At 75.5% G+C, this 14,517-nt stretch carries 10 protein-coding genes; 5 read left to right on the forward strand and 5 right to left on the reverse strand.

The features are described 5' to 3' along the window. Positions 1-175 precede the first annotated feature (175 nt). Together ACZ6S8_RS21055 and ACZ6S8_RS21060 are read right to left on the reverse strand one after the other, a co-directional pair. On the reverse strand, positions 176-1,402 hold the full coding sequence (locus tag ACZ6S8_RS21055) for an LCP family protein (protein WP_469457838.1): 1,227 nt from the start codon (positions 1,400-1,402) through the stop codon (positions 176-178). A 285-nt stretch (positions 1,403-1,687) separates the two neighbouring features. After that, complete coding sequence (locus ACZ6S8_RS21060; protein WP_469457840.1) at positions 1,688-2,437, reverse strand: TIGR03089 family protein; 750 nt, start codon at positions 2,435-2,437, stop codon at positions 1,688-1,690. A gap of 140 nt (positions 2,438-2,577) precedes the next feature. Here ACZ6S8_RS21060 and ACZ6S8_RS21065 point away from each other — a divergent pair, with 140 nt between their 5' ends. Both ACZ6S8_RS21065 and ACZ6S8_RS21070 read left to right on the forward strand, forming a co-directional pair. Continuing rightward, complete coding sequence (locus ACZ6S8_RS21065) at positions 2,578-3,978, forward strand: peptidoglycan recognition protein family protein (RefSeq protein WP_469457842.1); 1,401 nt, start codon at positions 2,578-2,580, stop codon at positions 3,976-3,978. Between the two features lie 131 nt (positions 3,979-4,109). Next, positions 4,110-5,192 carry a DNA-3-methyladenine glycosylase family protein gene (locus tag ACZ6S8_RS21070; protein ID WP_469457844.1) on the forward strand — a complete coding sequence of 361 codons (1,083 nt, stop codon included), beginning with the start codon at positions 4,110-4,112 and terminating at the stop codon, positions 5,190-5,192. 48 nt (positions 5,193-5,240) lie between these two features. Here the strand turns inward: ACZ6S8_RS21070 and ACZ6S8_RS21075 are convergent, their stop codons facing one another. The 3 genes from ACZ6S8_RS21075 to ACZ6S8_RS21085 are packed head-to-tail and all read right to left on the reverse strand — an operon-like array spanning position 5,241 to position 8,145. After that, complete coding sequence (locus ACZ6S8_RS21075) at positions 5,241-6,560, reverse strand: coenzyme F420-0:L-glutamate ligase (RefSeq protein WP_469457846.1); 1,320 nt, start codon at positions 6,558-6,560, stop codon at positions 5,241-5,243. Continuing rightward, the gene (gene cofD, locus ACZ6S8_RS21080; protein WP_469457848.1) at positions 6,557-7,516 is read right to left on the reverse strand and encodes a 2-phospho-L-lactate transferase; all 960 of its coding nucleotides are present in this window, start codon (positions 7,514-7,516) and stop codon (positions 6,557-6,559) included. The genes ACZ6S8_RS21075 and cofD overlap by 4 nt, the downstream gene beginning before the upstream one ends. A gap of 29 nt (positions 7,517-7,545) precedes the next feature. Beyond that, positions 7,546-8,145 carry a cysteine dioxygenase gene (locus ACZ6S8_RS21085; protein WP_469457850.1) on the reverse strand — a complete coding sequence of 200 codons (600 nt, stop codon included), beginning with the start codon at positions 8,143-8,145 and terminating at the stop codon, positions 7,546-7,548. A 625-nt stretch (positions 8,146-8,770) separates the two neighbouring features. On the opposite strand from ACZ6S8_RS21085, the gene ACZ6S8_RS21090 reads away from it, so the two are divergent. The 3 genes from ACZ6S8_RS21090 (at position 8,771) to ACZ6S8_RS21100 (ending at position 14,479) form a co-directional block, all read left to right on the forward strand. Then, positions 8,771-9,034 carry a WhiB family transcriptional regulator gene (locus tag ACZ6S8_RS21090; RefSeq protein WP_003983763.1) on the forward strand — a complete coding sequence of 88 codons (264 nt, stop codon included), beginning with the start codon at positions 8,771-8,773 and terminating at the stop codon, positions 9,032-9,034. Between the two features lie 274 nt (positions 9,035-9,308). Beyond that, complete coding sequence (locus ACZ6S8_RS21095; RefSeq protein ID WP_469457852.1) at positions 9,309-13,001, forward strand: glycosyltransferase; 3,693 nt, start codon at positions 9,309-9,311, stop codon at positions 12,999-13,001. Beyond that, complete coding sequence (locus tag ACZ6S8_RS21100; RefSeq protein WP_469457854.1) at positions 12,998-14,479, forward strand: DUF5719 family protein; 1,482 nt, start codon at positions 12,998-13,000, stop codon at positions 14,477-14,479. Before ACZ6S8_RS21095 ends, ACZ6S8_RS21100 begins: the two co-directional genes overlap by 4 nt. Positions 14,480-14,517 lie beyond the last annotated feature (38 nt).

Here is a 14,517-nt window from a genome sequence, read left to right on the forward strand (position 1 = left end):
GGCGCACGGTCAACGATCCGGCTGGTGCGTGGCCTCTTGGTCGGCCGGGGCACCGGATCGCTCACCCTATCCGTCAGGTTCGGCTGCAAACCATGCTGGTGACAAATTCCACTTCCCTGATAACGGGGCGAAACGCCCATCACACTCGGTTCGGTCACCGGCTTTTGGGATTGCTTTACCGGCAGTCGGCCGGACCTGCCGTGGTTCCGGTGAAAGTGGGGACGGGGGTGGGTCCGGTTCCGGTTCCCGTGGAGGTCCCGGTGGGCTCCGAAGGGGCCCCGGAGGGCCGGTCGGAGGGCCGCGCGGAGTCCGGTCGGGAAGCGTCCTCGGGCGTCGGCGGGGTCACCGTCACGGGCCGGTCCATCCGCAGCCGCTCGAACAGCCGGGCCGCGTCGGGCTGTACCAGTTCGTCCCGGTTCGGATTGGACGGGTACGGACGCCGCGGCACCGTCAGGAACTTGACCTGGTCCGTCGGTATGTCCCGTACGCCCCGCACGAGTTCGTACAGCCCGCGCAGCGAGGCCAGCCCCGGGTCGGTGGTCACCGAGGACGTCGCCGCGTCCAGCAGCAGCACCAGACGGGCCGGATTGAGCAGTACCCCGTTGCTCTGCACCTTCTTGACCAGCGAGCCGAGGAACTGCTGCTGGCGCAGCATCCGTTCGGTGTCGCTGCCGTTGCCCAGGCTGTGCCGGGCGCGGACGTAGCCGAGGGCCTGCTCGCCCCGCAGCGTGTGCAGTCCGGCGGGCAGCTTCGCCTTGGCGGCCGCGTCGTCCACCGGCTGTTCGAGGCAGACCTCCACCCCGCCGACGGCGTCGACCATCTTCTTGAAGCCGCCGAAGTCGACGACCATGTGGTGGTCGACGCGGATGCCGGTGAGCTTCTCCACCGTACGGATCGTGCAGGCGGCCCCGCCCCACTCGAAGGACCAGTTGAACTGCGCGTACTGGGCGGTGGTGCGGGTCCCGTCCGGCTTCAGGCAGGACGGGATGTCGCTCATCAGGTCCCGGGGTATCGAGACCGCGGTGGCGCTCTTCCGGTCCGCGGGCAGGTGCAGCAGGATCACGGTGTCCGAGCGCTGCGTGCCCTTGTCCGCCCCGTAGGGGGCGTTCTCCTTGCCGGAGCGGGAGTCCGAGCCGATCAGCAGGATGTTCTGGGCCCCGGTGGCGAAGTTCGCCGGGCGCTCGCGCTCGTAGCGCCTGAGCTCGGCCTCGGCCGAGCTGTCCGCGGTGATGTTCCCGTCGAGCCGGTTGTACAGCCACCAACCGGTGGCCGTGCCCGCCAGGACCACCACGGCGGCCCCGAGGCAGCTCCAGCGCAGCAGTCGGCGCCTGCGGCCGTGCGGAGGCGGGGGAGTGCCTCCGCCCGCTCCGGCGCCGCCCGGTATGCCTGCGCTGTCCGTCACCCGCGTCAGTCCCCTCGCCGCTCCGGTCGCCGCTCCGGCAACAAGCCGTACGAGTGAGTGCGGCCATTGCCGATCCTGCCCCCGGTACGCCGGGGCGGCCCGGGGGCAGGGTCCTGTCAAGGGCCGAGCGGGTGACAAATAGTCCGTTCTTCGCGTGTGGCGCGGGATCGGAGTGCCGCGGGCGACGGGAATCGCGGCAGGCCGGAGGCGGTGCGGCGGCCGCGGCGGTCCGGCCCGCGGCGGTCCGGCCGCGGCGGGCCGGACGTGGTGCGGCGGCCGCGCCGGTCAGACGCGGTGCGTCACGCGCTCGCTCTCGACCCGCTGGGCCAGCCCGTCCGCCGACAGCGCGTCCAGGTTCCGGCACAGCACCACGGAGCCGCCGGACGCCAGGGCCGCGTACAGCCCGGCCGAGAGGCCCTCCCAGGTGTCGTAGCCGAGGCCGGTCAGCACCCGCGAACCGGCGCCGAGCCCGAGCTTCGCCGCGTCCTCGCGGGCGCGGTCGGTCAGCTGCGCGTACGAGAGCTCCTCGCCGCCGACGGCCAGCCCGGGCCCCTGCGGGTCCACCGGGACGAAGGGCGCGAAGCGGTCGCCCTGCCCGGGCACCTCCACCGCGTAGTCCGCGAACCCGGCCGGCGGCTGCGGGAACCGCCCGCCCAGCGGCCGCAGGGCCAGTGCGACGCGCTCCCCGGAGCAGGCGCGGGCCTCCTCCAGCGCGTCCGGCCCGCTGACCACGAGGTCGGCGCCGGCGGGATCGCCGCCCACCTCGGCCACGACACCGACCGAGGCGCAGGCGAGCAGCCACACGGCGCTCTGCCAGTGCGCGGGGAGCAGCAGCGCCAGCCGGTCGCCGGGCTCGGCTCCCAGGTCGCCCTGGAGCAGGTTGGCGGTCTTGGCCACCCAATTGGCGAAGGTGGCGACGGACAATTCGACGCGCTCGCCCGTGGCGTCGTCGTAGAAGGTGACGAGCGGGCGGCCCGGATCGGCGGCGAGCGCGGATCGCAGCAGGTCGGCAGGGGTGCGGTCAGTGGCGTTCACCCGGCACAGGGTACGCGGGCCCGTCCCCCGTACGAGGGGCCGCGGCTCCGCCGTACGGGGGAGGGGTGCGCGGGGTCGAGCGGACGGTTCGTCAGTTCTCGGATGGCGCCGGGCGGTCCGGGTGTCCCAGCATCCTTGTCATGCGTGGATTCCTTGCTTCCTCGATCGGCGTCGCGACGGCCGCCGTACTGGCCCTGCCCCTCGCGCTCCCTACTCCGGCCCTGGCCGCCACGTCCCCGGACGCGGTCTCCCCCGTGACACCCGCCGGGTCCACCCAGTCGCTGCCCCTCGTCCCCGTGGGACCCGCCGCGGACCGCAGCCCCGGCGTCCCCGGCATGAGCGCCTCGCCCCGCCTCCCCGAGACGCAGGGCCTGTCGGCCCGCGAGGTCACGACGTTCTCCCTGGTCGGCGTCGTCTGGGACGACGCCGCCACCCCGCTCCACGGCCGCGTCCAGGTCCGCACCCGCTCCGCGGCGACCGCCACCTGGTCCGACTGGCAGGACGTGGAGACCCACAACGACGAGCACGCGGCCGACCCCGACGCGGCGGAGCGCGGCTCGGGCCGCGTCCGCGGCGCGACCGCCCCGCTGTGGGTCGGCGCGTCCGACGGCGTGGAGGTCCGGGTCCAGGCCGAACCGGGCACCCCGGCCACCCGCGCCCCGGCCCGGCTGCCGTCGGGCCTGCGGATCGAACTCGTCGACCCGGGCGAGGTGGCACCGGCCCGCGGTACGGACGGCAAGAACGCCGGCCCCGGGGGCGACGACAAGGGGGAGGCGCTGCCCGGCATGTCGATGGAGATGGCCGAGTCCTCCGCGGCCAATCTGCCGCACGCGGAGCTGGGCGCCACCGAGATCGGCGCGCTCGACAAGGCCGACTCCACCGCCGACGCGGTCTTCGCGAGCGACGGCGGCCTGACCGCCGCGGCCGCCCCGTACATCGGCCCGCGCCCGCGGATCGTCACCCGTGCGGGCTGGGGCGCGGACGAGAAGCTGCGCGAGCCCGGCTTCGGCTACACGAACACGGTCAAGGCCGCGTTCGTCCACCACAGCGCCTCCGGCAACAACTACGCCTGCAAGGACGCGCCGGCGGTGCTGCGCAGCCTGTACCGCTACCACGTGGTCAGCAGCGGCTGGCGGGACATCGGCTACAACTTCGCCGTCGACAAGTGCGGCACGGTCTACGAGGGCCGCGCGGGCGGCGTCTCCAAGGCGGTCCTCGGGGCGCACACCATGGGGTTCAACACGGACAGCATGGGCGTCGCGGTCATCGGCTCGTACACCAGCACGGCGCCCCCGGCGGCGGTCGTCGACTCGGTGGCCCGCCTCACGGCCTGGAAGCTCGGCCTCTTCGGCGCGGACCCGCGGGCGAAGACGACCCTGAAGTCGGGCGGTGGCAACCTGTACGCCAAGGGCAGCAACGTGAAGATGAACGTGATCTCGGGCCACCGGGACGGCTTCGCGACGGAGTGCCCCGGCAAGCTCCTGTACGGCAAGCTCCCCACCACCCGCACCGCCTCGGCCCGGCTCCAGGGCCGCCCGTAGCCCGGAGCCCGGAGCCCGGCGTTCGCGGGTCCGGCGACCGCTGGTCCGCGTTCCCCGCCCCTTCCCCGCCCCACGCGTCGGCGGGGAAGGGGCGGGGCGGGGACCGGCCCCGCCGGGCTACGCTCGAAGGCATGGCCGGCCGCTTCGACCCCCTCACCCGCGCCGCCGTCCGCGGCGGCCGCACCACCGTGCCCGCGCCGCAGCCCGCCCCGCAGCCCGCGCCCACCGGCGCGGCCCCGGCGGACCCGGCACCGGGTCCGGCGCCGGGTGCGCGGGGCCCGGCTCCCGCGGGCGCCGTCCGCAGCCGTCGCTGGACCCCCGACGGCCCCCTCGACCTCGGGACCACCCTCGGCCCGCTCCGGCGCGGCGCCGGCGACCCGACCTTCCGCGCGGCCCCCGACGGCTCGGTGTGGCGCGCCAGCCGGACCCCGCAGGGCCCGGTCACCCTCCGGGTCTCCCGTACGGGCACGGGCGGCGCCGCGGAGATCGGCGCCGAGGCCTGGGGGCCGGGCGCCGACTGGGTCCTCGAACACCTGCCGGCCCTGCTCGGCGCCGGCGACGACCCGGCCGCCTTCGTCCCCCGCCACCGGCTCGTGCACGCCAGCCACCGCCGCCGCCCGGGCCTGCGCCTCACCCGCACCGGCCTGGTCCTGGAGTCCCTGATCCCCACCGTCCTGGAGCAGAAGGTCACGGCCGACGAGGCCTACCGGGCCTGGCGCCGGCTCGTGCGCCAGTACGGCGAGCCCGCCCCCGGCCCGCAGGACCTCGGCCTCCACGTGATGCCCTCCGCCCGCACCTGGGCCCTGATCCCGTCCTGGGACTGGCACCGGGCCGGGGTCGACTCCAAGCGCTCCGCCACCATCGTCCGGGCCGCCCGCGCCGCGCACCGCATGGAGGAGGCCGCCGGGATGGAGCCCGGCCCGGCCGCCGCCCGGCTGGAGGCGGTCCCCGGCATCGGCCCCTGGACCTCCGCCGAGACGCTCCAGCGCAGCAACGGAGACCCGGACGCCGTCACCACCGGCGACCTCCACCTGCCCGGCATCATCGGCTACGCCCTCGCGGGGAACCGGGACGCCGACGACGCCGCCATGCTGGAGCTCCTCGCCCCGTACGCGGGACAGCGCCACCGGGCGGCCCGGCTCGTCCTCCTCGCGGGCCGCACCCCGCCCCGCCGCACCCCGCGCATGCCCCGCAGCGACATCGGCAGGCTCTGACGGGACCGTCCGGCCCGGCCGCACCGTACGGCGGCCGCCCGGTCCGGCTCAGCGGACCTCGATGAAGTCCGCCGCCGCCCGCGCGGGCCGCCCGGGCGCGGCCGCGGCGGGGTGGCCCACCGCCACGGCGCCCATCGGGTCCCAGTCGTCCGGCAGCCCCAGCACCCCGCGCACCACGTCCCGGCAGAACATCGTCGAGGACACCCAGGCCGAGCCCAGCCGCTCCCCGGCCAGCGCGACGAGCAGGTTCTGCACGCCCGCGCCCATCGCGACCACGAACATCTCCCGCTCGGCCGCGTCGCGCCGCGCGTGCCCGTAGTGGTGCGCGCCGTCCGTCACCAGACAGGGCACCACCAGGTACGGGGCGGCCCGCAGCACGTCCCCGCGCCGGACCCGCCGCGCGACGGACTCCTCGGACTTCCCGTCCGCCCGCAGGTCGGCGATCCACGCGTCCCGCATCGCGTCCAGCAGCTCCAGCCGGGACGCGGCCGACTCCAGCAGCACGAACCGCCACGGTGTCGTGTGGTGCGGCGCCGGGGCGGTCACGGCCGCCGTGACCGCCCGCCGCACCGCGCCGGGGTCCACCGGTTCGGCGGTGAAGGCCCGGACCGTACGGCGCTGCGTCACGGCCTCGCGGACCGCCTCCGAGGTGCCGAGGCGGAACATGTCGTCGGCCGGCGGGCGGACCAGGTCCCTGGCCGAGGATCCCTCGCCCAGGAGGTGGGCCAGCCCGCGCACGACGGCGACCGGCAGTCCGGCCGCCTTGCCCTTGACCAGGTCGCCGGCGGCGGCCAGCTCGTCGGCCGTGGCGACGACGGTGGCGCTCAGCGGATTGCCGTGGGCGTCCGTCCCGCCCCGCAGGTCGTCCAGGACCCGCACGCCGGCCGAGCCGATCGCCACGTCGGTGAGGCCGGTGCGCCACGGCCGCCCGAAGGTGTCCGTGACGACCACGCCCACGTCCGTGCCGAGGATGTCGCGCAGCCCCTCGCGGATCGCGGCGGCCGAGGCGTCGGGGTCGGCGGGCAGCAGCAGCACCGTGCCGGGGGCGGTGTTGGAGGCGTCCACGCCGGCCGCGGCCATGACCAGGCCCTGCCGGTTCTCGACGATCCGCAGCGGACCCCGGCGCGCGACCACCCGTACGGTCTCCGCGTCGATCGCCTCCTCGCGCGAGGAGGCCTCGACGATCCGGCCCTCCGCCTTGGAGACGATCTTCGAGGTGACCAGCAGGACGTCGCCGTCGCGCAGGTCGGGCGCGGCCACCGCGATCAGCTTCGCCAGGTCGTCGCCGGGCCTGACGTCGGGGATCCCGTCGACCGCCCGCACCTCGTACGCGGGAGCGGGCCCGCGCGGGGGGTGCGCCGCCGTCACCGCGCGGCCTCGGCCAGCTCCAGCGCGGCCCGGGCCATCTCGGCGGTGGCCTCCAGGTCGGTCATCATCAGCGGCACCGCGCGGCAGGTGATCCCGGCGGCCTCCACCTCGGCGACGGAGTCCGCGTCGGCGGTGTCCACCAGCCAGGCGTCCAGCAGCCCGGTCCCGTAGTGCAGGGCGACGGCGGCGGCCGTGGACTCGACGCCCACCGCGGCCAGCACCTTGTCGGCCATGCCGCGCACGGGGGCGCCCCCGACGATGGGGGAGAGGCCCACGACCGGCGCCGGGGCGGCGGCCACGGCCTCCCTGATGCCGGGCACGGACAGGATCGTCCCGACCGACACCACCGGGTTGGACGGCGGGAAGACGATCACGTCGGCGGCCGCGATGGCCTCCAGCACGCCGGGCGCGGGCTTGGCCTGCTCGGCGCCCACCGGGACGACGGCCTCCGCGTCGACCGAGGCGCGCAGCCGGACCCAGTACTCCTGGAAGTGGATGACCCGGCGCTCGCCGGTGCCCGCCTCGGTGATGGCGACGTGGGTCTCGACCCGGTCGTCGGACATGGGCAGCAGCCGGACGCCGGGCTGCCAGCGGTCGCACAGGGCCTCGGTGACCGCGCTCAGCGGGAAGCCCGCGCCGAGCATCTGCGTACGGACGATGTGGGTGGCGAAGTCGCGGTCGCCGAGACCGAACCAGGTGGGTCCGACCCCGTAGGCGGCGAGCTCCTCCTTGACGGTGAAGGACTCCTCGGTGCGGCCCCAGCCCTGGTCCTCGTTGATGCCACCGCCGAGGGTGTACATCACCGTGTCCAGATCGGGGCACACCTTGAGCCCGAACAGGTGAATGTCGTCACCGGTGTTGCCGATGACCGTGATGTCCGCGTCGGGGACTGCCGACTTGAGTCCGCGGAGGAACCGGGCGCCGCCTATACCGCCGGCCAGAACAACAATGCGCATGGACCGAAGTCTGTCAGGCCCCGTCACGGTCAGACGGGAAGGGCCTGCGGCCTGGCCGGGGAGCAGCTGTGCATCGGCATCTCGGTCAGGCCGGGGAAGTAGACGTGCAGGCTGACCGCGCCGTCGAGGGCGTCGTTGACGACCTCGTGGGCGTAGCCGGGGGCGAAGACCCGCTGGGAGCCGGCGCCGAGGGAGAGCCGTCCGCGGGCGTTGTGCTCGGTGAGCTCGCCGTCGAGGACGGTCATCACGCCGGAGGAGCTGCCGTGGTCGTGCGGGCCGCTGCCCTGGCCGGGGACCCAGCTGAGCAGCCAGACCTCGTATCCGGGGCCGGTGCGCAGCCGGTGGTACCAGCGGGTGGTGGCGTCGTAGCGGACCAGGTGCTCCCAGGAGGCGCGGTCCGCGGCGATGGAACGGGCGAGGCCCACGAACTCGGCGACGGTGGCCGGGTGCTCGCGGGCGGGCTGCAGGAGGTGCTGGACGGCGAGGATGTCGCCGGCGATCTGGAGGTCGCTCTCGCCGCCCGTGGCGGGCGCCGGGGCGGTGATCACGGGAGCCGGTGCGGGAGCGGCAGGAGCCGGGGCGGTGGGGGCCGCGGCGGGGGCGGTGACGGCGGGGAGGGCGCTGTTCATCGTGGGGATACCTCGACGGATGTCAGTCGTGCTGGCGGTTGCGTGGGGGCCGGCCGGAGCTCAGCGGAGCCGGAGCTCCGAGGGCATCAACAGCTGCAACAGCAACAGCGAACCTGGGCAGCGCACAGGAACCCACGAATGGGGGTCCGGGTGGCGGCTGCGGGCGCTGACATGCGAACAAGAAGAGCGGGTCACGGGCGAACTGTCAACTCGATGACCGTTTCGGGGGAAAAGTTTCACCTCATCCGGTTAACGCGCCCGGAGAAAGGTTTGTGCAGCCCGGGCCAGGGGATGTGGCGCTGTATCGCACCTCAAACCATTACCCGCCACCTCGTGACCTGAATGTGATCTGCGCCGCTTCCGTGACCGGATCGCAACCAAGCCGATGAGTGAGACGTCGATATCGGGTAATGGGCGTCATGCGGTGCCGATGGCATGTGTCACGATTTTTGGCGATTTGAACACTTACTGCATACGCTTGGTTCCGCAGAGTGAATAAGGGCCCCAATAGCAGATCTCAGCTTGACTGCGCAGGAGCCACGCACTTGTAATTTCACTCGTGTCGTTACGTAGCGATCAGTGACGACATCATCACGGGGACGCACAGACAGAGCGAGGGGCGCACATGACCGAGCTGTTTCAGGAACTGCTGGTCGAGGAAGCGGACGAAGAGCTCGGATGGCAGGAGCGCGCGCTGTGCGCCCAGACCGACCCCGAGTCCTTCTTTCCCGAGAAGGGCGGCTCCACCCGCGAGGCCAAGAAGGTCTGCCTCGCCTGCGAAGTCCGCTCCGAATGCCTTGAGTACGCCCTCGCCAACGACGAGCGATTCGGCATCTGGGGCGGCCTCTCCGAGCGCGAGCGCCGCCGGCTGAAGAAGGCAGCGGTCTGAGGAGGGCCCGGCGCCCCCGCGCGGGCACCTACGGCACATCGCACGACATATCCCGCGGCACCACCCACGGCATATCCGACGGCACATCGCCCGGCAGGTCCGGCGGCACGGCCGACGGCGCACCACATCGAGCGAGCAGAGCAAACGGTCCGCCTCCCGCACCTTCCCCGCAGGAGGCGGACTGCCTTGTTCCCAGCCGTTAGTGTGGGGCGCTGTCCAGCAGCCTCCGAGGGTCCACCACCCCCGGACCCCCGGCCGGAGGGCCCGTACCGCGATGTCCCTGCACAGCCAGTCGACGGCCTCCCACCAGGCCCCCGCCACCCCGGAGTTCCCCCGGCACGTCGTCACCGCGGTCCTCGTCGCCCATGACGGCGCCCGCTGGCTGCCGCGGACCCTCGCCGGCCTCCTGGGCCAGGAACGCCCCGCCCAGAACCACGTCGCCGCCGACACCGGCAGCGCCGACGACTCCGCCCGGCTCCTCACCGAGGCCTTCGGCGACGACCGGGTCCTGCACCTCGCCCGGCGCACCGGATTCGGCACCGCCGTCGACGAGGCCGCCCGGACCGCGGGCACCCTGACCCCCGAGGACCTCCCGTACCTCAAGCGCCCCAGCGGCTGGGACCCCGTCAGCCGCACCTGGCGCGACGACGCGTACGACCTCCCCGAACTGCCGCACGGCGAACCGGTCCAGTGGCTCTGGCTGCTCCACGACGACAGCGCCCCCGAACCGGACGCCCTCGCCGAGCTGCTCCGCGTCGCCGACGAGAACCCCGAAGCCGCCGTCATCGGCCCCAAGCTGCGCGGCTGGTACGACCGCAAGCAGCTCCTCGAAGCCGGCGTCACCGTCGCCCGCAGCGGCCGCCGCTGGACCGGCCTGGACCGCCGCGAACAGGACCAGGGCCAGCACGACCAGATCCGCCCCGTCCTGTCCGTCTCCACCGCCGGCATGCTCGTGCGCCGCGACGTCTACGACGCCCTCGGCGGCTTCGACCGCCGGCTGCCGCTCATGCGCGACGACGTCGACCTGTGCTGGCGCGCCCACAGCGCGGGCCACACCGTCCTCGTCGCCCCCGACGCCGTCATGCGGCACGCCGAGGCCTCCGCCCGCGAGCGCCGCACCGTCGACTGCGCCGGCCGCACCGCCGCCGGCCCGCACCGCGTCGACAAGGCCGGCGCCGTCTACACGATGCTCGCCAACAGCTCCGGCCGCGCCCTCCCGTACGTGCTGCTGCGCGTCCTCGTCGGCACCGTCCTGCGCACCCTCGCCTACCTCGTCGGCAAGGCACCCGGCCAGGCCGTCGACGAAGTCACCGGCCTGCTCGCCACCCTGCTCCGCCCCGGCCGCGTCCTCGCCGCCCGCAAGGCCCGCCGCCGCCCCGCTGTCCCCGCCGCCGAGCTGCGCCCGCTCTTCCCGCCGCCCGGCGCCTCCCTGCGCGCCAACGCCGAGGCCCTCGCCGGGTACTTCGGCGAAGGCCGCGCCACCGACACCGCCCCCGCAGGCCGGCACGGCGGAGCCAGCATCCTGACCGCGCCCGGCGAAGAGGGCGACTACCAGGAGACCGAACGGTTCGCGCGCCTCAAGCGGATCGCCCGCAACCCCGCGCCCGTTTTGTTCGGCCTCCTCCTGCTCGTCTCCCTCGCCGCCTGCCGCTCCCTCATCGGCGGCGGCTCCCTGATGGGCGGCGCCCTGCTGCCCGCCCCCGACAGCGGCCTCGACCTCTGGCGCGCCTACACCGACGGCTGGCACACCGTCTCCACCGGCTCCACCGCCGACGCCCCGCCGTACCTCGCCGTCCTCGGCGCCCTCTCCACCCTGCTGTTCGGCTCCACCCAGGCCGCCCTGACCCTGCTGCTCGTCGGCTCCGTCCCGCTCGCCGGACTCACCGCGTACTTCGCCTCCCGGCCGCTCGTCGAGTCCCGCCTGCTGCGCGCCTGGGCCGCCGTCGCCTACGCCTTCCTGCCCGCCGTCACCGGAGCCCTCGCCGGCGGCCGCCTCGGCACCGCCGTCCTCGCCGTGCTGCTGCCGCTGATCGCCCGCTCCGCCGTCGCCGCCTTCGGCCTCGGGGGACCGGACGCCGACCCGGGCCGGCGCCCCGTGTGGACCCACGCCCTCCTGCTCACCCTCGCCACCGCCTTCACCCCCGTCGTCTGGCCGCTCGCGGCCGCGCTCGGCGCCGCCGCGCTGGTCGCCCGCCGCGACCGCTGGAAGACGTACGGCCCCCGCCTCGCGGCCACCCTCGCCGTCCCGCTCCTCGTGCTCGCCCCCTGGTCCCTCGGCCTCCTGATGCACCCCGGCCGGCTGCTCCGCGAGGCCGGACTGCCGTACGGGGCCGGCTCCGCCACCCCCCTCGGCCTGCTCGGCATCAACCCCGGCGGCCCCGGCACGGGCGCCTCCCTGCTCCTCGCCGGCGTGGTCCTGGCCGCCCTGGCCGCGCTGCTCCGCGCCGACCGGCAGGCCGCCGTGCGCACCGCCTGGGCCGCCGCCCTCGCCGGGCTGCTGTGCGCCGTCCTCGTCGCCCGCACCGCCTGGGCCGGGCCCGCCACCCTCGTCTACGGAACCGCCCTCCTCGCGGCCGCCGTACTGGGCGCCGACGGAGCCAAGCACCGCGTCGCCGCCCGCAGCTTCGGCTGGCGCCAGCCGCTGGCCGCGCTGGTCGCGCTCGCCGCCGCCGCCGGGCCGCTGCTCGGCGCGGCCGGCTGGGTGCTCGACGGAGCCGCCGGACCGCTCCAGCGCCGCGACCCCGTACAGGTCCCGGCCTTCGTCGCCGACGCGGGCGGGGACGACAACCAGACCCGCACCCTGATCCTCGACCTGGACGGCCCCGCCGGCGTCTCCTACAGCCTCGTCCGCGGCTCCGGAGGCCGCCTCGGCGACGCCGAGACCACCGCCGCGACCGGCGGCGACGCCCGCCTCGACAAGGTCGTCTCCAACCTCGTCGCGGGCTCCGGCGCCGACCAGTCCAGCCAGCTCAGCGCCTTCGCCATCCGCTTCGTCATGTTCCGGCCGGGCGGCCCCGAGGAGATCCGCCGCGTCCTCGACGCCACCCCCGGCCTCAGCCGCCGCCACCAGCAGGACGGCACCGCCCTCTGGGGCGTCGAGCCCTGGCTGCCCCGCACCGTCATCGTCCCCGGCAAGCCCGGCGAAGCGCCCGTGCCGGTCTCCTCCGGCCCGGTCGAGGCCCATGCGGAGATCCCGGCCGGCGAAGCGGGCCGCACGCTGCGCATCGCCGACCGCGCCGACTCCGGCTGGCAGGCCACCCTCGACGGCAAGCCCCTCAAGCCGAAGACCCTGGACGGCTGGGCTCAGGGCTTCGAACTGCCCGCCGCCGCCGGCCGCCTCGACCTCGTCCACGAGACCTCCCCGGTCCGCACCGCCTGGCACTGGGCGCAGGGCCTGCTCGCCCTGGTGCTGCTGGTGATGGCGCTGCCCGGCCGCCGGGCCCGGCTCGACGACGACCTGCCCGAGGAGGAGGCCGTGCTGCCGTCCCAGCCCGGCCCCGGCGAGGCCGGCGAGGGCCGCCGCGCCCGCCGGCTGCGCGCCGAGGCGGAGGCCGGGGCCGCGCCGGCCCCCGCGCAGGACCCCGGGGTGGCCGACCCGTACGCGCAGATCCCGGCGCAGCCGGCGTACGGGGAGGAGTCGTACGCCTACCAGGGCTACGGCGACGACCAGGGCGGCTACGCGTACGACCCCCAGCAGCCCCAGCACCCCTACACCCCGGCGCCGGGCTACGAGCAGTACCCCGAGCCGCCGGCGTCGTACCCCCGGCAGGGCGGATACGGCGGCGGGGACGGCTACGAGTCCGCCCCCTATCCGCAGCAGCCGCAGCAGCCGCAGCAGCCGCATCAGCAGCAGCCGCAGCACCCGCCGGCCCGGGACCCGGGCCGGCCGGAACACCCCTACCCGTACGAGCCGTACGACACCTACGGACAGCACGACCCGCGTCCGGACGGGAGCCCCCAGCAGTGAAGCAGCGCGCACCCCTGACGCTGGCGGCCGCGGCCGCGGCGCTGGCCGCCCTCACCGGGCTCGCCGCCCTCACCGCGCCCGCGGCCGGGAGCGCCGGCACGGCCGCCGCCGCGTCCCGGATGCCCGTGGAGCGGTCCCTGCTGGTCTGCCCGGCGCCCAGCTCCTCGGACATCGCCGACACGACGTACACGGCGTTCACCCCGGCCGCGGCCGGCGGGGCCCCCGCCCCGGGCTCCGCCCGGCTGCTCGGCGCGACCAAGGACGCCAAGCCGGTCCTGGAACCCAAGGAACCGGGCAAGCCCTTCGGGGCCACCGCCGCCGGGGCCGACGCCCCCGCCCTGACGGGCACCGCCGACGGCTCCCTGGCCCCCGGCTGGACCGCGCAGCAGACCACCAAGGTCTCGGTCGGCCGCGCCCGCGGCGTGCTCGGCGCCGGCTGCACCGCCCCCGGCACCGACTTCTGGTTCCCCGCGGTGAGCACCGCCAAGGGGCGCGAGGACTACGTCCACCTCACCAACCCCGACGACGCCGCGGCCGTCGTCGACATCAAGCTCTTCGGCCCCGACGGCCCCCTGAAGTCCGAGGCGGGAACCGGCGAGAACATCCGGATCGACCCCCGGTCCAGCAAGGCCGTCCTGCTGTCCTCCCTGGCCCCCTCGGCCCAGCTCGCCGACGCTACCGCGCACGTGACCACCCGGGCCGGCCGGGTCGGCGCCTCCGTGCAGGTCGCCGAGGAGGGGGTGGGCGCCGACTGGCTGCCCGCCGCCACCGACCCGGCCGGTTCCCTCGTCCTGCCGGGCATCCCGGCGGACGCCACCTCCGTACGGCTGGTCGCGTTCGCCCCCGGCGACCAGGACGCGGACCTCACGCTCCGACTGGCCGGCCAGGGCGGCTCCATCAGCCCCGCGGGGAACGAACAGCTGCACGTCAAGGCCGGCATGACGGCCGCCGTGGACCTCGGGGACCTGACCCGGGGCGAGGCGGGCTCCCTGCTGCTGGCCCCCGCGGACCCGAAGAAGACCTCACCGGTGGTCGCGGCGGTACGCGTGGTCCGCGGCAGCGGTGCCAAGCAGGAGCTCGGCTTCGTCCCGGCGACCGGCCCGGTGGGCGCGCGGGCGACCGTGGCCGACAACCGGCCCGAGGAGAACACGACCGTGCTCGCGCTCACGGCCCCCGGCCGGCAGGACGCCAAGGTCAGGGTGACGGCCTCGCCGGGCACCGGGGGCGGGGAGGCCGCCTCCCAGGAGGTCGTGGTCAAGGCGGGCACCACCCAGAACGTGACGGTGGCTCCGGCGGGCGGCAAGGGCGCGTACGCCCTCACGGTGGAGACCCTTTCGGGCGGTCCGGTCCACGCGGCCCGCACCCTCTCGCTCCCGCACGAGGGCATCGCGATGTTCACCGTGCAGACCCTGTCGGACGACCGCTCGACCGTCTCGGTGCCCAGGGCCGCCCAGGACCTGTCGGTCCTCGTCCGCTGACCCCGGCCGCGGCGGGGCCCGGACGCCGGGCCCGGCCG

It is taken from the genome of Streptomyces sp. NPDC048461 (genome assembly GCF_055587105.1).

What these genes read in the sequence shown, in the direction of transcription:
- ACZ6S8_RS21070 (WP_469457844.1), top strand. Translation starts at nt 4,110, where the DNA reads ATGGCCGGCCGCTTCGACCCCCTCACCCGCGCCGCCGTCCGCGGCGGC.
- ACZ6S8_RS21095 (WP_469457852.1), top strand. Translation starts at nt 9,309, where the DNA reads ATGTCCCTGCACAGCCAGTCGACGGCCTCCCACCAGGCCCCCGCCACC.
- ACZ6S8_RS21085 (WP_469457850.1), bottom strand. Translation starts at nt 8,145, where the DNA reads ATGAACAGCGCCCTCCCCGCCGTCACCGCCCCCGCCGCGGCCCCCACC.
- cofD (WP_469457848.1), bottom strand. Translation starts at nt 7,516, where the DNA reads ATGCGCATTGTTGTTCTGGCCGGCGGTATAGGCGGCGCCCGGTTCCTC.
- ACZ6S8_RS21065 (WP_469457842.1), top strand. Translation starts at nt 2,578, where the DNA reads ATGCGTGGATTCCTTGCTTCCTCGATCGGCGTCGCGACGGCCGCCGTA.
- ACZ6S8_RS21090 (WP_003983763.1), top strand. Translation starts at nt 8,771, where the DNA reads ATGACCGAGCTGTTTCAGGAACTGCTGGTCGAGGAAGCGGACGAAGAG.